This window comes from Ruegeria sp. YKSF57, from assembly GCF_059612585.1.
Window position 1 is genome coordinate 25,611 of sequence record NZ_JBXWQW010000028.1, and the last position, 20,474, is coordinate 46,084.

The following is a 20,474-nucleotide window of genomic DNA, read 5'->3' on the forward strand; positions in this document are numbered from 1 at the left end:
AGGCCATGGATTTCGCACTGACCGAGGAACAGACAGCCATTTTTGACATGGCCCACGCCTTTGGGCAGGAAAACATCGCCCCCTTTGCCCGTCAATGGGAGGCCGAGGGCACGATCCCAAAAGAGCTGTGGCCACAGGTTGGCGAACTTGGGTTTGGCGGCCTTTATGTCTCGGAAGAAAGTGGCGGCTCGGGTCTGACCCGGCTCGACGCGACGCTAGTCTTCGAAGCCCTGTCGATGGCCTGCCCCTCGGTCGCGGCCTTTCTATCGATCCACAATATGTGCGCCAAGATGCTTGACAGCTTCGCCAGCGACGAGCTGAAGGCGCGCATCATGCCGGATGTGTTGAGCCTCAACACCGTGCTCAGCTATTGCCTGACCGAACCCGGCTCGGGGTCGGATGCGGCAGCCCTGAAGACCCGTGCCGAACGCACCAACGAAGGTTACACGCTCAACGGCACCAAGGCGTTCATCTCGGGTGGCGGATACTCCGACGCCTATGTCTGCATGGTGCGCACCGGTGAAGACGGTCCCAGGGGGATTTCAACCGTTTATGTCGAGGATGGCACCCCCGGCCTCAGCTTTGGCGCGCTGGAACAAAAGATGGGCTGGAAAAGCCAGCCGACAGCGCAGGTCCAGTTTGACGATTGCAAGATTCCCTCCGGTAATCTGGTGGGAACCGAAGGCGATGGTTTCAAATACGCGATGATGGGCCTGGATGGCGGGCGCCTGAACATCTCGTCCTGCTCACTTGGGGCCGCGCAGACTGCGATCAACATGACCCTTCAGTACATGTCCGAGCGCAAGGCTTTCGGCAAATCCATCGATCAGTTCCAGGCGCTGCAATTCCGGCTGGCGGATATGGAGATCGAGCTGCAGGCGGCACGCACCTTTCTGCGCCAGGCCGCATGGAAACTGGATCAGGGCACGCCGGATGCCACGAAATTCTGTGCGATGGCCAAGAAGTTTGTAACCGAGACCGGATCGAAAGTCGTGGATCAATGCCTGCAGTTGCACGGCGGATACGGTTATCTTGCTGATTACGGGATTGAAAAACTTGTCCGTGACCTGCGCGTGCATCAGATCCTCGAGGGAACGAACGAGATCATGCGCGTCATTGTGGCCCGACACATGCTTGCCAACCGCTGAGGGATTCCATGGCTGACATCGACATCCGAGTGACCGGACGAGCCGGCCGGATCACCCTGACCCGTCCGCATGCGTTGAATGCGATGAGTTATGAGATGTGCATGGCAATCGATACCGCCCTGCGCAATTGGCGCGAGGATGATGATGTCGATCTGGTGATCCTGGATGCCGAAGGCCAAAAGGCTTTTTGCGCCGGTGGTGATATTGCCGAGCTTTATGAAACCGGGATCAAGGGCGATTTCGGCTATGGCCGCACGTTCTGGCGTGACGAATACCGCATGAACGCGATGATTTTCGAGTACCCCAAGCCGGTCGTGAGCTTCATGCAGGGCTTTACCATGGGCGGCGGTGTCGGCATCGGGTGTCATGGCACCCACCGGGTTGTTGGCGAAAGCTCCAAAATCGCCATGCCGGAATGCGGCATTGGCCTGATCCCCGATGTGGGTGGGACGCTGATGCTTTCACTGGCGCCGGGCCGGGTGGGTGAATATCTGGGGTTGACCGCCGGGCGCATGGGGCCGGACGACGCCATTTTTGCGGGCTTCGCAGACCACTATATCCCGCAGGAAAAGTGGGGCGGCCTGATCGAAATGCTCGAAGCCTCGGGCGATGCCGAACACGTCGCAACCCATTCAGAACCCGCGCCCGAAGGTACCCTGCGCCCAGCTCAGACGGACATCGACCGCCACTTTGGCGGCGAGTCATTGGGCGATATCCTGACATCCCTGCGGACCGAAGATACCGATTTTGCCAAAGGCACGCTCAAGGCGCTTGGACGCAACTGTCCGATTTCCATGGCATGCACGGTTGAAATGCTCCATCGGCTTCGCGGCCCGTCCCTGACGATCCGCAAAGCGTTGGAGATGGAATACCGGTTCACCTATCGGTCGGCGGAACACGGCGATTTCCTTGAAGGTATCCGTGCACAGATCATCGACAAGGATCGCAATCCCAAGTGGCAATATGCCGACATGAACGTTCCCGCCGTGGCCGTTTCCAAAATGCTGCAACCACTTGGCGCAGACGCACTGACATTCAAGGAGGAATGAAAGATGAAAATCGGGTTCATTGGTCTGGGCAACATGGGCGCGCCGATGGCCGCCAATCTGGCCAAGGCCGGGCACGAGGTTGTTGGCTTTGATATGGCCGACGTGTCGATCGACGGTGTCCGGATGACCGACAGTGCGGCAATGGCTGCAACGGATGCCGAAGTGGTCATCACGATGCTCCCCAACGGTCAGATCCTGCGATCGGTGGCTGGTGAGGTGATCCCCGCCATGTCCAGGGGCGCGGCGCTGGTCGACTGTTCCACCGTGGACGTGGACAGTGCCCGCGCGGTGGCCGAACAGGCAAACGCGGCAGGGTTGCTGTCGGTCGACGCCCCTGTTTCGGGCGGCATCGGCGGCGCGGCAGCCGGGACGCTCACATTCATGGCTGGAGGCTCGGCCGAAGCGTTTGCCAAAGCCGCACCGCTGTTTGAGATCATGGGGCAAAAAGCCGTACATTGTGGCGAAGCCGGAGTCGGACAGGCGGCCAAGATCTGTAACAACATGATCCTCGGCGTCACCATGATCGCCACATGCGAAGCCTTTGCGCTGGCCGACAAGCTGGGCCTGGACCGGCAAAAGATGTTCGACGTGGTTTCAACTTCTTCCGGCTACAGCTGGACCATGAACGCCTATTGTCCCGCTCCGGGCGTCGGTCCGCAAAGCCCTGCGGACAATGACTACAAGCCGGGTTTTGCAGCTGAACTGATGCTCAAAGACCTGCGTCTCAGCCAGCAAGCCGCCGAAAGCGCCGATGCGGATACTCCAATGGGCAAGGCCGCCACCGCGCTTTATGAAGCTTTTGTCGAAAACGAAGATGGCAAGGGCATGGATTTCAGCGCCATGCTACCCCGGTTCGAAAAGCGGAGTCGTGACTGACGGCAGGTTTTCGCCCAGTGGTTTGAAAAGCGGGCGCAATTCCCCATCTGATGAGGTAACGCTAGTTCAACAGCCTCAGCGTTACCGCATAGGAGCATGATCGATGAAAATGCTAGCCTTTACCGCCGCGATTCTTGCGCTGGCCCTTAGCCCGGCAGTTGCTATGGCTGGCAATGGGAACGGCAAAGGAAAAGGCAAGGGAAACAACAACAACAACAACAACCGTGTGAAGATTGAGCGCGTATCGCCAGACTATGGCCGCGATGATCGCCGGTACTACGGTTCTGGCGGTCATTGCCCACCTGGCCTTGCCAAAAAGGCGGTGCCTTGTGTTCCGCCCGGTCAGGTCAAGAATCGCTACTACACCGGGGACTACATCTATCGCGACTACATCCGGATCGACGATCCCTATCGCTATGGTCTGAGGCGCGATGGTTATTATGTCCGCGCTGGCGACTACGTCTACAGCGTCGACCGTGATACCCATAAGGTGTTGAACCTGATCGGCGCGGTTGCCGATATCCTGAACTGACTTCAGCGATACGGGTTCTTTGGCGAGCGGTCCTGTGACAGGCTGTCTTGCCTGCTTTGCACCAAATCTCCGATTGCATCCGCCAAATGGATGCGGTCGATGTTGTAGTCGCCTCTTTCGACCCGCAACCGGTGTGCCCGGATCAGAACATCTGCGTGAGTACAGCCTGTCGGCGGATCGAACCGATAGCTTGCCAGTTCGATCAGCAATCCCAGCGGGTCCTTGAAATAGATCGAATCCATGAACCCCCGATCCTTGGGGCCGGAATGGCCGATCCCCCGTTCCTCAAGCCGCTCGACGGCCTGCCAGAACGTCGCTTGAGACACATTGAAGGCCAGATGGTGCACGCAGCCCGGATCGGTCGGTGTACGTTCGCGACTGCCTTGTCGATTTTCATTGGTGAATACCGTGATCAGCCGCCCGTCACCGGGGTCGAAATACAGATGACCTTCGTCCGGATTATCAAGGTTGGGCTGGTCGAACACAAAGGGCATGCCCAGCACGCCCTCCCAAAAATCAAGGCTGGTTTGCCGGTCCGCTCCGGTTAACGTGATGTGATGCACCCCTTGGGTCTGCAACTTGCGCATCTTCTCTCCTCCCTTGTTACAAAGAGGGTGCCACAGTCTGGCACGCGTTGCAGCCCGGAAATGATTTGGTCGATGCCCTACTCGGCCGCAACCCGTTCGGGATTCAACATCGGCTTCAGATACCGCCCGGTATGGCTGCGTTCGCATTCGGCCACGTCCTCTGGGGTGCCTTCGGCAACGATCCGTCCACCGCCGTCACCGCCTTCGGGGCCGATATCGATGATGTGGTCGGCGGTTTTCACCACGTCCAGATTGTGCTCGATCACCACGACAGTATTGCCCTGTTCGACCAATTCATGCAAAACTTCCAACAGCTTGCGCACGTCTTCAAAATGCAGACCTGTGGTGGGTTCATCCAGAATATAAAGAGTGCGACCTGTCGAACGCTTGCTGAGTTCCTTTGACAGCTTCACCCGTTGCGCCTCACCGCCGGAAAGCGTTGTGGCCTGCTGACCGACCTTGATATAGCCCAGCCCCACCCGCGCCAAAGCATCCATCTTTTCGCGGATCGACGGCACCGCCTTGAAAAACTCCTGCGCATCCTCGACCGTCATGTCCAGCACATCTGCGATGGATTTGCCCTTGAACTTGATTTCAAGCGTTTCGCGGTTGTAGCGTGCGCCCTTGCAGGTTTCGCAGGTGACATAGACATCGGGCAGAAAGTGCATTTCGATCTTGATGACACCGTCACCCTGACAGGCCTCGCACCGCCCGCCCTTGACGTTAAAGCTGAACCGACCGGGCTTGTAGCCGCGCGCCTTGGCCTCGGGCAGACCGGCAAACCAATCGCGGATCGGGGTGAACGCCCCCGTGTATGTCGCCGGGTTCGACCGCGGTGTGCGCCCGATGGGGCGCTGGTCGATGTCGATGACTTTATCCAGAAACTCAAGCCCCTTGATCGTTTCGCATGGCGCTGGGGTTTGCCGCGCGCCATTCAACCTCATCGAGGCGGTCTTGAACAGCGTTTCAATGGTCAACGTTGACTTGCCCCCACCCGAAACGCCGGTCACACAGACGAATTTGCCGAGTGGGAAAACGGCGGTCACCTCCTTGAGGTTATTTCCGGTGGCCTTTACCACAGTGACCTTCTTGCCGTTGCCGACGCGACGATCCGCCGGAATCGCGATCTCGCGCATGCCGGACAGGTATTGGCCGGTGATCGAAGCAGCGTCCGCCGCGATGTGTTCGGGCGTTCCATGGCTGACCACTTGCCCGCCATGCACCCCAGCGCCTGGGCCGATGTCGAAAACGTAGTCCGCCTCGCGGATCGCTTCTTCGTCATGTTCGACCACAATCACCGTATTGCCCTGATCGCGCAGGTTCTTGAGCGTGCCCAGAAGCCGGTCGTTGTCGCGCTGGTGCAGACCAATCGACGGTTCATCCAGCACATAAAGCACCCCGGTCAGACCCGAACCGATCTGGCTGGCCAGACGGATGCGCTGGCTCTCGCCGCCCGACAAGGTCCCACTTGAACGCGACAACGTAAGATATTCCAATCCCACATTGTTCAGGAACCCCAATCGTTCGCGGATTTCCTTGAGAATGGCGCGCGCGATTTCGTTCTTCTGCATGCTCAGATGGTTCGGCGCGTCCTCGATCCAGGCCAAAGCTTCGCGGATCGACATCTGCACCACGTTACCCACATGCTGGCCCGCGATTTTCACCGCCAGCGCTTCTTCGCGCAGGCGATGGCCACGACATGTTCCGCAGGGTCGGTTGTTTTGATAGCGCTCAAATTCCTCGCGAATCCAATTCGAATCCGTCTCGCGATAGCGGCGCTCCATATTCGGGATTACGCCCTCAAAGGTGCGGGTGACTTGATAAACCCGCCCACCCTCGTCGTAGCGGAAGGGAATTTCTTCGTCGCCAGAGCCATACAGGAACACTTGCTGCACCTTCTCGGGCAGATCCTTCCAAGGGGTGTTCTTGTCAAACTCGTAGTGGCGCGCAATGGCCTCGATTGTCTGCAGGAAATAAGGCGACTTGCCCTTTCGCCAAGGCGCCAGCGCCCCGTCGTAGACCTTGAGCGTCTGGTCGGGCACCACGAGGCGTTCGTCAAAAAACAGCTCGACCCCCAGACCGTCGCAATCCGGGCAAGCCCCGAATGGCGCGTTGAATGAAAACAGGCGCGGTTCGATCTCAGGGATGGTGAAACCACTGACAGGGCAGGCAAAATTCTCGGAAAACGTGATCCGCTCCGGATCACCGTCGCGCGGTGCGGTCTCCAGAATGGCGATGCCATCGGCCAGATCAAGCGCGGTTCGCAGGCTGTCGGCCAGACGAGTCTCCATCCCTTCACGGACCACCAGACGATCCACCACCACATCGATATCGTGGCGGAATTTCTTGTCCAGCACCGGAGGCTCGTCCAACTCATAGAACTGACCATCGACCTTGACCCGCTGGAAACCCTGCTTGCGCAGCTCCAGAAACTCCTTTTTGTACTCGCCCTTCCGGTCGCGCACGATCGGCGCAAGCAAATAGCCGCGCGTGCCCTCCTCCATCGCCATAATCCGATCAACCATGTCCTGCACCTGCTGCGCCTCAATGGGCAGGCCGGTGGCCGGGCTGAAGGGAGTGCCTGCGCGGGCAAACAGCAGACGTAGATAATCGTAGATCTCGGTTACCGTGCCAACGGTCGAGCGCGGGTTTTTCGAGGTCGTCTTCTGTTCGATCGAAATCGCGGGGGACAGGCCGCTGATGTGATCCACATCCGGCTTTTCCATCATATCGAGGAACTGGCGCGCGTAGGCCGACAGGCTTTCGACATAGCGCCGCTGCCCTTCGGCATAAATTGTATCGAAGGCCAGCGAGGACTTGCCCGAACCCGACAGCCCAGTGATCACTACCAACTGGTCGCGCGGAATATCCACGTCGATTCCCTTGAGATTGTGCTCACGCGCGCCACGCACTTCGATATTCTTCAGTTCCGCCATGACCTACCTCGGCAACAATTCCTAATAGATAGTTGAGACAGCCTGAGTCTCCAACCAAAAAATAAGAACATACAAAGAACATTCATACAGTACCATGGATAGACCAACTGGGGCTCTGCCCCAGACCCCGGGATATTTGAGGCCAGATGAAGTAACGGATCCTTAACCCGTTTTCGGCAGAGTGACCCCGCGGTGCAGGCGGGGACGCCGATGACCGCGCCAGGTGAAGCGCCCCGACCGGTTCGGGGCGCGGATCCCGTGTTCATCTGGCCTCAAATATCCCCGCCGGAGGCACTGGCTTTCGCCAGAAAGCCCAACAAAAAAAGCCGCGCCAGAGGCGCGACCTTTTGAGAATCCAATTGTTTTTCGGGATCACATGTGGATCACCCGCCCGTAAGCGTCCAGCACGCTTTCATGCATCATTTCGCTGAGCGTGGGATGCGGGAAGACGGTGTTCATCAAATCTTCTTCCGTGGTCTCCAATTGGCGGCCCACCACATAACCTTGTATCATTTCAGTGACCTCGGCACCGATCATGTGTGCACCCAGCAATTCGCCGGTCTTGGCGTCGAACACGGTTTTGACCAGCCCTTCGGGTTCTCCCAGCGCAATCGCCTTGCCGTTACCAATGAAGGGAAAACGGCCCACCTTGACTTCATACCCCAGTTCCTTGGCCTTGGCTTCGGAATACCCCACTGATGCCACCTGCGGGTGGCAATAGGTGCAGCCTGCAATGCTTTCAGGTTTGACCGGGTGCGCGTGCTTGCCCGCGATCAGGTCCGCCACCATGACACCCTCGTGGCTTGCCTTGTGCGCCAACCACGGCGCACCCGCAATATCGCCGATGGCATAAAGCCCCTCGACCCCGGTACGGCAGAATTCATCCGTCACCACATGGGTGCGATCGATCTTGACCCCCAGGGCTTCGAGCCCGAGGCTTTCCACGTTGCCAACAATACCCACGGCGGAAATCACCGTGTCGAACTCGTGCTTTTCGATCTTGCCCTTGACCTCGATATGGGCGGTGACCTTTCCCTTGCCGCGATCAAGTTGCTTGACCATCGCCTTTTCCATGATGGTCATGCCCTGTTTGGTAAAGGCTTTCTTGGCAAAAGCGCTGATTTCGGCATCTTCGACAGGCAAGACACGATCCAGAACTTCGACCACGGTCGTATCTGCGCCCAGAGTATTGTAAAAGCTCGCGAATTCGATGCCGATCGCGCCCGAACCGATGACCAGAAGCTTCTTGGGCATGCGCGGTGGCTGCAGCGCGTGCTTGTAGGTCCAGACCAGATCGCCATCTGCCTCCAGTCCCGGCAATTCCCGGGCGCGTGCACCGGTAGCAAGGATGATGTTATTTGCGGTCAGTTCCTCGGTGCCCTTGTCGGTCTTGACGCTGACCTTGCCCTTGGCGGGGATCGTCGCCTCCCCCATTACAACGGTGACTTTGTTTTTTCTCAACAGGTGGCCGATACCACCCGACAACTGCGCCGCCACCCCGCGCGAACGTTTGACCACCGCATCCAGATCGTAACCGATATTTTCAGCCTTCAACCCGAAATCCTTGGCCCGCTCCATCAAGTGGAACACTTCCGAAGAGCGCAACAGAGCTTTGGTCGGAATGCACCCCCAATTCAAACAGATGCCGCCCAAATGTTCACGTTCGACAACAGCGGTTTTCAGGCCCAGCTGCGCTCCACGAATGGCGGCGACATAGCCGCCGGGGCCTGCGCCGATTACGATCAGATCAAAGGATTGTGCAGCCATGTTTCCCTCTCGGCGCCGGTCGTTTCAAAACTAGTTTACCATTAAACTAATTTTCCAAGCACATCAACAACACTTCCCCGCGACAAATGCGACGCGAGGTCAAACAGTATGTGACAAGCGGTTTCCAGCCTATACGCGACCACACCGTTTGGCTAGAAAAGAAGGCGTACTGATTGGCATAGCACAATTTCACATCCGGGTTCAGAGGGATCAGATATGGCCAGGACACTCAAAGACTTGCTTCTCGCGATGCTCAACGCGACATTGATCCTTTTGGCGTTGTGCCTGTTTCTGGGATGGAAACTGCTGTCGACCCTCGACGGTTTCAAGGAAGATTTCGCCCAAAGGCTCGAGCTGCTACAGCCGCTGCGCACGCAGACACAAGACATCACGGGCGAGCTGAAGGGACTTAGAAATGATCTGAAGGAGCTTGGTGAGAATAACGGGGAGATTTCGCCAGCCGTGGCCCAGAGAATTCTGGGAGTGCTGGCCCGAACAAATGCGATTGAGCAGAGGCTTGAAAAAACTCAGTCTCAATTGGCGGATCTGGCGGATGCCCCAGAGAAACTGATCGATCACGCCATCGACGCGTCCGCTGCGGCCATAGCCAACAGCATAAACGACATCAGAAGTTGCACCCCAGCGTCTTAGATCGCGGCTTGCAGTTCCCGCACGGTCTGACCGTATCCACCACTGCTGACATAATCAGCTTCCTGCGGTGTCATCTCGCGATGGAGAGCTTCGTTGCGATACGGAAAACGCCCGAACTTGCGGATGATCTCGCGATGCGCTTGTGCGTGCAACAGATTGCCGGCACCTGATTGCGGCATACGCTGATGCAGCAGACGAACGCAGCGTTCCTGATCGCACAGGTTTTCCGAATGCATCAACGGCATATAGAAAAACTGCCGTGCCGGCTCATCGATCCTCAGATCCCAGCCCCTGTCGATCGCGCATTTCGCGGCGGACAGAGCCGCGCGGTCTGATGCGAACGCGCGCCCCTCGCCCCGGAACATGTTCCTCGGAAATTGATCCATCAGGATGATGTATGCCAACGTCCCGCTTGGATAGGTCAGCCACAGCGCAAACTTGCCCTGACATGCACCATTCCAGCTTTCGAGAAACTTGTCGCGAACAAGCGCGTCCAGCGCTTCATCCTGCTTGTACCACCCTTCGGGCCCAACTTCATCTAACCAAAAACTCAATACTTCTTCAGGACTTACCATTGCCCTTGCTCCACTAATGTTCCCCCCCAGGGGCACTACTTGTATTAAAATGACTTTTACCAACTTGTTACAATAAAATATTGCAACATTCGCGACACATTTCCAACCACTAAGCTACATCCTGTGCGTCGCGCTCTTCCTGCCCGGCTTCGATCGCAACCTCTTGTGCAACCTCCAGCACGACGGGCGATGCTGTCGGATAGAGCGTGGTCATCGCGCTTGTCTCGTCTATCGGGGTCGAGGCACGCTGCGTCATCCGGTAAAGAGCGTAAAGTGTCATCACGAACAGAAGTCCCGAGAAAAACAGAAAAAAACCGGACGGACCAAAAACACTGTCCCCCATCATCCACCCAACGATCACTGGGCCGGCAATTGCGCCGAGACCGTTGATAAAGACCAACCCACCCGAGGCGGCGGCCATGTCTTCGTGCTCAAGATAGTCGTTCGTATAAGCGATGAGCAGGGAATACAGCGGGTTGGTCATGCCCCCGATCACGAATGCCGCAGTAAGAAGAACATGGAAACTGTTGCCGAAAATCATCGCAATTAGTGCGGTTCCACCGCCAACGGCGGCGGCCAGCATGATCAGAACGCGCCGATCCATGCGATCCGAGAACCACCCCAGCGGATACTGCAATACCACTGCTCCTACATAGAAAGCCGCAACAAAGGTCGAGATTTCCACAAGGCTCAAGCCTGCCCGCGCGCCATAAACCGCAGACATGCCGAACTGAGCGGAAAAGACACCGCCTAACAGGAACATCCCTACACATCCCAGCGGCGAGATGTTCATCAACTGTTTCAGCGTCATCGGTTTTGTGGTGTCGAACGCAGGTGTCGGCGAGATCGACAGAAGAATCGGACCGAACGAAATCGACACCAGGATCGACGCGATGACAAAGGTCTCATACCCCGCAGGATCGCCAAGCAAAAGCAGGCCCTGGGCGGTAATGATCCCGGCCATCTGTACGATCATGTACAGCGACAGTGCCTGCCCACGGTTTTCATTACTTGCCGCGTTGTTCAGCCAGCTTTCAGCGGTGACATAGACCCCGGAAAAGCAAAACCCGATGATCACGCGACCAAGCGACCATGCGACCGTGTTGGCCAGCATGGGATACATGATCATCACGGCAGAAATGAACGAGGCCAGCGCCGCAAACACACGTACATGGCCAACCCGACGGATCATCTCGGGCGCGAGCCGCGACCCACCAAGAAAGCCCAGGAAATAGGCGGACATGACAAAGGACATCTCAAGGGTCGTAAACCCCTCGATCTCGCCCCGAACGCCCAGCAATGTACCTTGCAGACCATTGCCAACCATCAAAAGGCCCATGCCCAGCAAAAGCGCCCACGCGCTGGAAAGTACCTGAATCATCGGAGCCTCTGTCTATTTCTGCCGCGTTTCGCGTTAGTGTCCACGCAGATATCATTTGTAGGCGCTTTTCGACAACATTTGCCGAAATTGCGCTTTGGAACACGCCATTCAGGGGAACAAAAGCGACGCATCCCCGTAGGAAAAGAACCGGTATTTCGTTTCGATTGCGTGGGCGTAAACACGCTGCATTCGATCACGCCCCATCAGGGCTGAAACCAACATCAGCAAAGTCGATTTGGGCAGGTGAAAATTGGTCATCAGGGCATCTGCGACGTGAAATTCGAATCCAGGGTAGATGAAGATGTCCGTCTCACCTTCCCAGGGTTCGATTTCTCCGCCTCGCGCGGCACTTTCGATGAGTCGCAGCGCGGTTGTGCCAACCGGAATGACCCGACCGCCCGCCGCCTTGGTGGCCCGGATCTCGTCGACCGCCTGCGCACTGACCCGCCCCCATTCCGCGTGCATCCTGTGGGTGGTCACATCCTCGACTTTCACCGGCAAAAAGGTTCCGGCCCCCACATGCAAAGTGACATGAGTGAACGCTATCCCCTTGTCACTTAGCGCCTGCATCAGCGCATCGTCGAAATGCAGCGAGGCTGTCGGGGCCGCCACCGCTCCGGAATGCCGGGCCCAGATGGTTTGGTAGTCCGTCTTGTCCTGCTCGTCTGCGGGCCGTTTCGCGGCGATATAGGGCGGCAAGGGCATTGCACCCGCCTCTTCCAACGCGCAGTCAAAGTTTTCTCCCGCGAGGTTGAAGCGCAAAAAAGCCTGCCCCTCGTCTACTCGCTCCAGAATGGCGCTGAGCCTGTCGGAAAAGACTATCTCCTCACCGAGTTTCACTTTCTTCAGTGGCTTAATCAGCGCTGCCCATGTGCCCTCGGCCTGAGGGTCGAGCAACGTCGCCTCTATCGCGGCCGAAACCGGGCCTTGCGAGCTTTGCCTGTGCCGACGCCCGCTGAGCCGAGCCGGGATAACCCGCGTGTCATTCAGCACCAACCGGTCTCCCGGTCGCAACCAGTCCGGCAGATGAATGGCTGTGGAATCCGTGATCCGATCGGCCTCTGCCACCAGCAAACGCGCAGAAGAACGCGGGCTGGCAGGGCGGGTGGCGATCAGGTCTTCGGGCAGGTGGAAATCAAAGTCGCTCAGTTTCATGCGCGCGCTTTATCTTGCCCAAAAGGATTCGACCATCACCCACTTCATCGATCGCTGCCTTGCAAGCGTTTCGTTGGCTTCTCTGCCGCCTCGTTCTCGGGGGTCAGCAGTTCACTCGCGTCATCCGGCAAGGCTGGTGGCGGTGTGCGCAAAAGGTTTCGCAAAAAGACAGGAGCCAGTCCGGACAAGGGATTTACGCCCACTTTCGGATCGGATAGCGGGCCGCTCAGTGTATAGTTGAATGCGAACACACCCTCGCCCTTGCGGGTCAGAACACTGCCGATCGCATTCAGCAGGTAAACCGGCGTCACTGCCCCCTGCAAATCCAGCCAGCGGCGCTCTGTATCCACCTTTCCGTCAAATGAAAGCCCGATGGACGGGCCAACCGCACTACCGCTCAGCACCGTGACCTCGGACGGTGAAATCCGCATCTGACTGTCGATGCCAGTGAAATATATTCCCTGCCCCGTCATTTCATCCAAGAGACCAACCAGGCTGATTGCATTAAGCAAAGCCGCCATAGCCGGGGCGTCCTTGACCCGGGTATCTGTAATTCTCAGTACGGCATCATAGTGTCCAGAGGCCTGAACCGGTTCGAGAGTAAGGCGAAAGTTGCCCCCATGCGCCTGCGTCAGAATTTCCGAAGACCGCATGACCCCGCCGGCATCCGCCGACTGCAGAATGATACTGCTGCGATCTGCGCGGGGCACCAATTGCCCCGAAACCGATGTTCCGCCATTGACTTGCGCTGTGAAAGTTCCGCCAAGCCCTCCAGACGTGCTGAAGCCGCCCTGAAACCCAGTCAAGGCAATCGTGTCGGTAATCTGCAACCTGTCGAGCCGTACTTCCAGATCCGGGCCACTACCGCCCACAGCGGCCCTTCCACCAGTACCACCAGAGCCGAAAGTGGCGGTTCTCATATCCATTCGACCTCCAAGAATGCGAATGTCGGGCGCCTGATTTCCTCGGCTCACCAACTCCACAGGGATCGACAACCAGTCGTCTATTTCAAAGGAAGAAAGCCGCACGCGATCCATCTGAGACTGATTGGTGAACGATATGGTTCCGGTCGTCTGCAACCCCGCCGCATCGACTGTTAATTCGTCCACGTTCATCCGCGCACCCAAGACAGCTTTCATGGAAAGCGCCCCGGAAGTGTTCGGAGCCTTGCGCCAGCCCAGTTCCGGAATTGCAAGCCCAACCCCGACCAGATCAGACTGTGCTGTCAGTCTCGGAGCTTCACCACCTCCCAGGTCAACGGTCACCTCCGCGTTGCCTTTGCCAGTTAACATCCCATCCGGAAGCCCCGCCTTGATCTCGGCCATCAACCGTGGCGACAACTCGATCTGGCCCACCAACTGGCTTTGTTCCGGCGTGGAACCGCCAATGGGCTGTGTCCAGCGACCCCGCATCGGAACCGACCCGAAATACCCCTCCCCCGAGATCGAGACTTGCGTCTGATCCCCAGCAAGGTCGAGACGGTCAGCGCGCACCTTGATACCGGGAACAAGCTTGTCGCTGCTCACATTACCCAGATCACCGGTATAGTGAAATTCCATATCCTCCAGCTCGACCCCGTCCCGCAAAGGCAGGGCCAGCGTTCCCTCAAAATCCACCAGACCTTGCGCCAGATCCACAGGCAGGCCGGCTTTGGTCATGACTTCCAATGGTGGAAGGTCCAACAATGAAAGCGCCGCCGTGGCGCTGCCGTGCGCGCGGATTCGAGCAATACCTGGCGCAGCTTTCTTGATGCCGATGTCCGGAATGATAAAGGACGTACCTGCCGCATCGATCGCACCGCCCTGATCCGGAACCACCCGCCCCCGCTGGGCGGTAACCGTAAACCTGCGCCCCACCAAACTGGCCTGCCCCTGGGCATCGACGATAGGCGGAAGGGTCTTGGCAAATTTGATCGTGGCGTCCTTGTAGTCGAAATCGGCATAAAGCTCCGGGGGCGATCCGGGCTTTAGCCTGACGGCAAGATCGAGATCTTCCAACCGCCCATCCAACAGGTTTTCCGACACCCATTCGCGAGGCTTGATAGCGGCTTTTTCCGGCCAGTATTGCAACAATTGTGCGGGCGTCAGATGATCCAGTTGCGCATCCAGATCCACGCCCCATCCATTCGGCAATCCTTTCAGGTTCCCGAAGGCTTGCAAACGGCGGTCCTTGTCCTCGACAACCAGTTGCCCGATCCGCAATTCGAAAGGCGCAAGTTTCAATTGAAAATCGATCGCCGCGCCTGACAATTCCAGTGCTTCGGCATATACTCCGGCCGGGTTGGCCTTGATCCCCGACGACCGGAACTGTGCGGTAAGGCTGTGCAGTTGGCCGGATTCCACACCCTCAAGATCCGCACGGCCGTCGATCATGGCAGACCCCCACGGCGAGGCAATGGAAATCTCGCTGAAATCCAGAAACTGCCGTTTGGGGTCATAAGAGAAATATGTCCGGGCGGTGTCGAATGGAATGGGACGCACTTCGGGATTGGGCTGCAGGACGCCCTTGGCGATCTGCAACGTCGCAAAGACCGGGTCCAATGTTCCGTCTGCCCCGACGCTGCCACGCAACGCGCCAGACAGCGGCGCGCGCAATACTTGCAGCCAGGCCAGGACCGGGCTTTGCACCGCAATGTCTTCGGCCGGCAGATCGGTGACGCTGACACCGAAACTTGCCTCGGGCGAACCCAGCTTGCTGGTATAGTTGAGCTCGACGGTACTTGCATAATCACGCCCGCCCAAAAGCGAAAAGCCGGTCGCGATGCGGATTTCATCGGCGCCGCGCGTGATCTGGATGCGCCCGCCGTCCATTGTCCACGATCTGTTCTGGCGAAGATCGCTGTAGTGCAGCGTAATCGCGTCCAATTCGAACGAGGTCAGCGCGGACAATGTCGGTGACAGAAACAGGGTGTCGGCTTCTTCGATCAGCTCCCTGATACTGGGCGCTCGTTCCACGGGGGCGCTGTTTTGACCAACGATCAAGGACAATTGGCCGCTCTTTTCGCGTTGCAGAACGATATTCGCTCCACTCATCATAATGCGTTTGGGGCGAATTTCCCCGCGCAACAACGGGCGCATCGCGAGGCTCGCACGCATGTCGGACAGTTGCGCGATTTGGTGCCCCTCACTGTCGCTCAGGGTCACATCCCGCAGCCTCAGACGCGGTCGCCAGCCCTCGTGAATGATGAAACTTACATCCCCGAACTTGATCTGCAGACCGCCGGTGACCTGTTCCAGACGTTGCTCGACGCGGTCCCGCAGCCATTGCGGCGCGTGCATTGTCTGTCCGACAACCATAAGCGCCGAGATCACGGCCAGAACGATCAGAACGAAGCTTCCACGCATTGCCCACACTGCGGCCTTGCGCCTGCGTGAACGGTGACGAGCGGGCTTGTTACTCCCGCCTTCCGGTTTTTCGGATTCGCCTTTGTGTATCTCGGCGTCTTTCAACTTGCCCGTCCCGGCCTAATATGTTGAGCAACATGCACTGATTTCCGCCGGAGAATACTCATGCCCGAAATATCCGATCCCGCTCCCGAATTCACCCTGCCCCGTGACGGCGGCGGAGAAGTCACGTTGTCAGCCCTGCGTGGCACTGCCGTGGTTCTGTTTTTCTACCCCCGTGATGATACTCCGGGCTGCACCAAGGAATCCATTGGATTTTCCGAGCTTTTGCAGGAGTTTGCCGATGCGGGCGCAAAAGTGTTCGGGATTTCCCGCGATAGCGTGGCCAAACATGACAAGTTTGTCGCCAAGCACAGCCTGACCACCCCGCTTTTATCTGATGAAGGATCGACCGTATGCGAGGATTATGGCGTCTGGGTGGAAAAGAACATGTACGGTAAAAAATCCATGGGCATCGAACGCTCGACATTTCTGATCGATCCGCAAGGGCAAATCGCGCAAATCTGGCGAAAGGTGAAGGTGCCCGGCCATGTCGAAGAAGTGCTGCAAGCTGTCCGCAACCTGACTTGAGCCAATCCTTGCGCATTGCGAATGGAGCAAAAAGACGTGCCCCTGACTCTGACTGAAATGGCAACCCAGGTTCTGACCACAGCGGATGGGCACGCCAAGACCGCCCTGTCGCAGAAACATGCTGCGGCGTGGTTCGCCTTTCGCGCCGGGAACGCTCCGGCAATCGATATCGGCACGGCGTCTCCTCCGCTGCATCCGGCCCGTCCTGATCGCCCGGAGCTTCTGTCGCCGCGAGATGTTCCCAAGCGGAGACCCGGATCCGAGGCTGGTCGGATCGCGCTTTTGCATGCCGTTGCGCATATCGAGCTTAACGCAGTGGACCTGCATTGGGATATCATTGCCCGCTTCGGGCACATCCCGATGCCAGTCGGATTTTATGACGACTGGGTAAAATGCGCCGCCGAGGAATCACGCCACTTTGAGCTGGTTTGCGAATGTCTGGACTCGATGGGCAGCCACTATGGCGCTTTGCCCGCACATGCCGGGATGTGGCGCGCGGCCGAGGACACGGCAGAAGATCTGATGGGGCGTCTGGCCGTGGTTCCGATGGTGCTCGAAGCCCGCGGTCTGGATGTAACCCCCGGAATGATTGACATTTTCCGCAAAGCCAGGGTGCAGAAAGCCATTGATGCGCTGGAAGTGATCTATGCCGAAGAGGTCGGCCATGTGGCCTATGGGTCAAAATGGTTCCATTTTCTTTGCGGGCGGCAAAACACCGATCCCAAAGAGGTGTTCCACCAGCTCGTGCGGCGCTATTTCCACGGGGCGCTAAAACCCCCTTTCAACGAAGAAAAACGCGCCGAGGCGGGGCTGCCACCCGATTTCTACTGGCCCTTGGCAGATGAACTGCCGCCCCCGGGAAAGACGATCGTCTAGACCTTTCGGACACCCGAGATCGGCAAGAACCCGCTCATCCCAAGCGTGTTTCTTCTTCGTTTTTCGACCGACTGGTTAACAAACTTGCCCCAATCGCCTCACCTCGCTATGCAAGCGCCCCAAGGGACGGTCGCATCCACTCTCGATCTGTTCCTTCACAGGGGATGAAAAGAGGAAAGGCGCGTGCGGACACGTCTGACGATCAGAATTCACGCTCTGCTTGAGAAACATTTTCCCGAGCGCAGAGTGTTCCTCAAATCGGACAACGATACGCGCTTCATCCGGTTGCGGCCGGAAACTCAGATCGTCGCATTTTCCGGCGTCACCCTGACGCTTGCCTGGACCATCGTGGCCACGGCCATCATCCTGATGGACAGCATCGGATCAGGCAATTTCCGAGAGCAGGCAAAAAGAGACCAGGCGACATACCAGGAAAGGCTCAACATCCTGTCACAAGAACGGGATATGCGCGCCGAAGAAGCCCTGGCAGCGCACCAACGGTTCAACGCGGCCCTCGAACAGGTTTCAGCAATGCAATCGGAACTGCTGAAATCCGAAAACCGGCGGCGCGAGTTGGAAACCGGGATCGAAGTGATCCAGACCACTTTGCGTGAAACCATGAAGCAGCGCGAAGTGGCCCGTTTGGCGCTGGCAAATCTCGAGCAGAATACAGGCGAAGACGCGGCCAGTGCAAAGCTGGCCGCGTCGGCCCCTGTTCAGATGGCGTTCATGTCCGAAGCTTTGTTGCGAACCGCGCAGGAGCGCGATCTGATTGAGGCCAACGCACAGTCGGCTTTGGATCAACGCGACGATCTGGAACTGGAAATTCAGCTTATGCGCGAACGCAGCGACCAGATTTTCCGTCAACTCGAAGAGGCAATGGCCATCTCGGTCGAACCGCTGGACAAGATGTTCCGGCAGGCGGGTATGCCCACTGACCGCATCCTCGAAGAGGTTCGACGCGGCTATAGCGGTATGGGCGGTCCGCTGACCCCTTTGTCGTTCAGCACGCGCGGTGAAGAACCGACCGCCGACGAGATTCGCGCCAACAATTTGCTAGAGCAGATGGACCAGCTCAATCTTTACCGCATCGCGGCCGAAAAGGCGCCTTTCGCCAGTCCGGTTCATTCCGCAGTTCGGTATACCAGCGGCTATGGCTATCGCCGGGATCCGAAATCCGGCGGTAAGCGCATGCATAACGGGTCGGATTTCGCAGGCTCACACGGCACCGATATCTTTGCCACCGCGGATGGCGTTGTCACTCATGCTGGCTGGCAATCAGGTTTTGGACGGCTTGTGAAGATCAAACACGCTTTCGGAATCGAGACACTTTACGCTCATAACACGTCTATCCGCGTCAAGGTCGGACAAAGGGTCTCGCGCGGGGATCATATAGCTGATATGGGTAGCACCGGACGGTCGACCGGCACACATCTGCACTATGAGGTGCGCGTGAACGGGAAACCCGTGAATCCAATGACTTACATCAAGGCTGCGAGAAATGTTTTCTAAGAGCAAAATCAACGAGCCGGCATCCAAGGCACCCGAAGCGGCCAAGCCCGCAACTCCATCGACCCCGCCAAGCCCGGCACCTGCAGAAACCAAGGCAAGCGCGCCCAAGCCAAAGCCGCCCGCATCGGTGCTGTCGTCGGATCTTCATATCACCGGCAACATCAAGACCACCGGCGACATTCAGGTCGAAGGCACGGTCGAAGGCGACATTCGCGCCCACCTGTTGACCATTGGCGAAACGGCCACAATCAAGGGTGAAGTCACGGCTGACGATGTCGTGGTCAATGGCCGCATCGTGGGCCGCGTCCGTGGACTGAAAGTGCGCCTGACCTCGACCGCACGGGTCGAAGGCGACATCATTCACAAGACAATCGCAATCGAAAGCGGTGCCCATTTCGAGGGCTCGGTGCAGCGTCAGGACGACCCGCTGAACCCCGGTCGTTCCGGCAACAAGGGCGCCGGCAATCCAGCCGCGGCAACAGCTGAAGTCAGCCAGTAATTCGGCTGAAATTACGACCTTTGAGCGCCTCGGGAAGCCCCGGGGCGTTTTTAGTTGAAAGACGGCTTCACGCTGCAAGCGGATTGCTGAACATTTTTCTTCCAATTGAAACAAATGCCTGCCTACTATCATGCATTCAACTTTGGGAGGAACGTTGGATGTCTTCAAAGCTTTTAGCGGAATTTTTCGGCACGTTCTGGCTGGTTCTGGGTGGGTGCGGCAGCGCAGTTCTTGCAGCAGGTGTCGCAGACGTTGGCATCGGCTGGCTGGGCGTGGCGCTGGCCTTTGGCCTGACCGTACTGACCATGGCCTTTGCCGTCGGCCATATCTCGGGTGGGCATTTCAACCCTGCCGTCAGCCTTGGTCTGATGATCGCGGGCCGGTTCGAGGCGAAAGACCTGATCCCCTACTGGATTGCCCAGGTCGTGGGTGCAATCGTTGCGGCGGTCGTTCTGTATGTGATTGTCTCTGGCGCGCCCGATTTCACCGGCGTCGGCGGATTTGCGTCAAATGGCTATGGCAGTGCTTCGCCCGGTGGATATTCGATGATGTCCGGATTTGTGACCGAGGTCGTGATGACCGCCTTTTTCCTGTTCATCATTCTAGGGGCAACGTCCAAGGGCGCCCCAGCCGGGTTTGCGCCGATCGCCATCGGTCTCGGCCTGACGCTGATTCATCTGGTTTCAATTCCCGTCACCAACACTTCGGTCAACCCGGCGCGGTCGACCGGTGTGGCGCTGTTTGCCGACGGACCAGCGCTGACCCAACTCTGGATGTTCTGGGTAGCTCCGCTAATCGGAGGCGCAATCGGCGGCCTGATCTGGAAAGCTGTCTCAACCGACGACTGAAAGATTGCGCGACACCTTACAAACGCCGCCTCATCGGGCGGCGTTTTTCATGAACGTCTCCGGCCCGCCCCTGGTATATGGGTCAGTTCCGTACGCCGAACTCTCGAA

The 20,474-nt window shown here is 57.9% G+C and carries 17 protein-coding genes; 10 read left to right on the forward strand and 7 right to left on the reverse strand.

Annotation, left to right across the window (positions count from 1 at the left end):
• Positions 1 to 5 precede the first annotated feature (5 nt).
• From AC2FLX_RS13235 to AC2FLX_RS13250, 4 genes are all read left to right on the forward strand, one after another.
• Positions 6 to 1,148 (forward strand): acyl-CoA dehydrogenase family protein, encoded by a 1,143-nt coding sequence (locus tag AC2FLX_RS13235; protein ID WP_480748352.1) that lies wholly within the window; start codon positions 6 to 8, stop codon positions 1,146 to 1,148.
• 8 nt (positions 1,149 to 1,156) lie between these two features.
• Positions 1,157 to 2,197 (forward strand): enoyl-CoA hydratase/isomerase family protein, encoded by a 1,041-nt coding sequence (locus AC2FLX_RS13240; RefSeq protein WP_496809652.1) that lies wholly within the window; start codon positions 1,157 to 1,159, stop codon positions 2,195 to 2,197.
• Positions 2,198 to 2,200: 3 nt separating this feature from the next.
• Complete coding sequence (mmsB, locus tag AC2FLX_RS13245) at positions 2,201 to 3,073, forward strand: 3-hydroxyisobutyrate dehydrogenase (protein WP_496809653.1); 873 nt, start codon at positions 2,201 to 2,203, stop codon at positions 3,071 to 3,073.
• A gap of 103 nt (positions 3,074 to 3,176) precedes the next feature.
• A complete protein-coding gene (locus AC2FLX_RS13250) occupies positions 3,177 to 3,605 on the forward strand; it encodes a hypothetical protein (protein ID WP_496809654.1) in 429 nt (142 codons plus the stop codon).
• 2 nt (positions 3,606 to 3,607) lie between these two features.
• Here the strand turns inward: AC2FLX_RS13250 and AC2FLX_RS13255 are convergent, their stop codons facing one another.
• From AC2FLX_RS13255 to lpdA, 3 genes are all read right to left on the reverse strand, one after another.
• Complete coding sequence (locus tag AC2FLX_RS13255) at positions 3,608 to 4,192, reverse strand: VOC family protein (RefSeq protein ID WP_480748348.1); 585 nt, start codon at positions 4,190 to 4,192, stop codon at positions 3,608 to 3,610.
• 77 nt (positions 4,193 to 4,269) lie between these two features.
• On the reverse strand, positions 4,270 to 7,128 hold the full coding sequence (uvrA, locus tag AC2FLX_RS13260; RefSeq protein WP_480748347.1) for an excinuclease ABC subunit UvrA: 2,859 nt from the start codon (positions 7,126 to 7,128) through the stop codon (positions 4,270 to 4,272).
• Between the two features lie 372 nt (positions 7,129 to 7,500).
• A complete protein-coding gene (lpdA, locus tag AC2FLX_RS13265; protein WP_480748346.1) occupies positions 7,501 to 8,895 on the reverse strand; it encodes a dihydrolipoyl dehydrogenase in 1,395 nt (464 codons plus the stop codon).
• Between the two features lie 216 nt (positions 8,896 to 9,111).
• Here lpdA and AC2FLX_RS13270 point away from each other — a divergent pair, with 216 nt between their 5' ends.
• Positions 9,112 to 9,546, forward strand: coding sequence for a hypothetical protein (locus tag AC2FLX_RS13270; protein ID WP_496744114.1), 435 nt, complete (start codon positions 9,112 to 9,114; stop codon positions 9,544 to 9,546).
• Here the strand turns inward: AC2FLX_RS13270 and AC2FLX_RS13275 are convergent.
• The 4 genes from AC2FLX_RS13275 to AC2FLX_RS13290 all read right to left on the reverse strand — a co-directional run bounded on the left by AC2FLX_RS13275 (position 9,543) and on the right by AC2FLX_RS13290 (position 16,001).
• Positions 9,543 to 10,121 (reverse strand): DUF924 family protein, encoded by a 579-nt coding sequence (locus tag AC2FLX_RS13275; protein ID WP_480748344.1) that lies wholly within the window; start codon positions 10,119 to 10,121, stop codon positions 9,543 to 9,545. The genes AC2FLX_RS13270 and AC2FLX_RS13275 overlap by 4 nt on opposite strands.
• 109 nt (positions 10,122 to 10,230) lie before the next feature.
• Entirely contained in the window at positions 10,231 to 11,502 is a 1,272-nt protein-coding gene (locus AC2FLX_RS13280; protein ID WP_480748343.1) for an MFS transporter, read from the reverse strand.
• A 108-nt stretch (positions 11,503 to 11,610) separates the two neighbouring features.
• Positions 11,611 to 12,657, reverse strand: coding sequence for a tRNA preQ1(34) S-adenosylmethionine ribosyltransferase-isomerase QueA (queA, locus tag AC2FLX_RS13285; protein WP_496809655.1), 1,047 nt, complete (start codon positions 12,655 to 12,657; stop codon positions 11,611 to 11,613).
• Positions 12,658 to 12,701: 44 nt separating this feature from the next.
• Complete coding sequence (locus tag AC2FLX_RS13290) at positions 12,702 to 16,001, reverse strand: YhdP family protein (RefSeq protein WP_496809656.1); 3,300 nt, start codon at positions 15,999 to 16,001, stop codon at positions 12,702 to 12,704.
• A gap of 165 nt (positions 16,002 to 16,166) precedes the next feature.
• Between AC2FLX_RS13290 and AC2FLX_RS13295 the strand changes: the two genes are divergently transcribed.
• From AC2FLX_RS13295 to aqpZ, 5 genes are all read left to right on the forward strand, one after another.
• On the forward strand, positions 16,167 to 16,631 hold the full coding sequence (locus AC2FLX_RS13295; protein ID WP_480748340.1) for a peroxiredoxin: 465 nt from the start codon (positions 16,167 to 16,169) through the stop codon (positions 16,629 to 16,631).
• Positions 16,632 to 16,652: 21 nt separating this feature from the next.
• Complete coding sequence (locus AC2FLX_RS13300; RefSeq protein WP_496809657.1) at positions 16,653 to 17,507, forward strand: ferritin-like domain-containing protein; 855 nt, start codon at positions 16,653 to 16,655, stop codon at positions 17,505 to 17,507.
• A 183-nt stretch (positions 17,508 to 17,690) separates the two neighbouring features.
• On the forward strand, positions 17,691 to 19,019 hold the full coding sequence (locus AC2FLX_RS13305; protein WP_480748338.1) for a DUF5930 domain-containing protein: 1,329 nt from the start codon (positions 17,691 to 17,693) through the stop codon (positions 19,017 to 19,019).
• A complete protein-coding gene (locus tag AC2FLX_RS13310) occupies positions 19,009 to 19,518 on the forward strand; it encodes a bactofilin family protein (protein ID WP_480748337.1) in 510 nt (169 codons plus the stop codon). The genes AC2FLX_RS13305 and AC2FLX_RS13310 overlap by 11 nt, the downstream gene beginning before the upstream one ends.
• Before the next feature lie 158 nt (positions 19,519 to 19,676).
• On the forward strand, positions 19,677 to 20,366 hold the full coding sequence (aqpZ, locus tag AC2FLX_RS13315) for an aquaporin Z (RefSeq protein WP_496809658.1): 690 nt from the start codon (positions 19,677 to 19,679) through the stop codon (positions 20,364 to 20,366).
• The last annotated feature ends 108 nt before the right edge of the window (positions 20,367 to 20,474 follow it).

Bases quoted from the DNA above. Each gene is read 5' to 3' on its own strand.
- AC2FLX_RS13300 (WP_496809657.1), top strand. From the start codon at position 16,653: ATGGAGCAAAAAGACGTGCCCCTGACTCTGACTGAAATGGCAACCCAG.
- AC2FLX_RS13290 (WP_496809656.1), bottom strand. From the start codon at position 16,001: ATGCGTGGAAGCTTCGTTCTGATCGTTCTGGCCGTGATCTCGGCGCTT.
- uvrA (WP_480748347.1), bottom strand. From the start codon at position 7,128: ATGGCGGAACTGAAGAATATCGAAGTGCGTGGCGCGCGTGAGCACAAT.
- lpdA (WP_480748346.1), bottom strand. From the start codon at position 8,895: ATGGCTGCACAATCCTTTGATCTGATCGTAATCGGCGCAGGCCCCGGC.
- queA (WP_496809655.1), bottom strand. From the start codon at position 12,657: ATGAAACTGAGCGACTTTGATTTCCACCTGCCCGAAGACCTGATCGCC.
- AC2FLX_RS13235 (WP_480748352.1), top strand. From the start codon at position 6: ATGGATTTCGCACTGACCGAGGAACAGACAGCCATTTTTGACATGGCC.
- AC2FLX_RS13280 (WP_480748343.1), bottom strand. From the start codon at position 11,502: ATGATTCAGGTACTTTCCAGCGCGTGGGCGCTTTTGCTGGGCATGGGC.
- AC2FLX_RS13240 (WP_496809652.1), top strand. From the start codon at position 1,157: ATGGCTGACATCGACATCCGAGTGACCGGACGAGCCGGCCGGATCACC.
- AC2FLX_RS13255 (WP_480748348.1), bottom strand. From the start codon at position 4,192: ATGCGCAAGTTGCAGACCCAAGGGGTGCATCACATCACGTTAACCGGA.
- mmsB (WP_496809653.1), top strand. From the start codon at position 2,201: ATGAAAATCGGGTTCATTGGTCTGGGCAACATGGGCGCGCCGATGGCC.
- aqpZ (WP_496809658.1), top strand. From the start codon at position 19,677: ATGTCTTCAAAGCTTTTAGCGGAATTTTTCGGCACGTTCTGGCTGGTT.
- AC2FLX_RS13310 (WP_480748337.1), top strand. From the start codon at position 19,009: ATGTTTTCTAAGAGCAAAATCAACGAGCCGGCATCCAAGGCACCCGAA.
- AC2FLX_RS13295 (WP_480748340.1), top strand. From the start codon at position 16,167: ATGCCCGAAATATCCGATCCCGCTCCCGAATTCACCCTGCCCCGTGAC.
- AC2FLX_RS13275 (WP_480748344.1), bottom strand. From the start codon at position 10,121: ATGGTAAGTCCTGAAGAAGTATTGAGTTTTTGGTTAGATGAAGTTGGG.
- AC2FLX_RS13250 (WP_496809654.1), top strand. From the start codon at position 3,177: ATGAAAATGCTAGCCTTTACCGCCGCGATTCTTGCGCTGGCCCTTAGC.
- AC2FLX_RS13270 (WP_496744114.1), top strand. From the start codon at position 9,112: ATGGCCAGGACACTCAAAGACTTGCTTCTCGCGATGCTCAACGCGACA.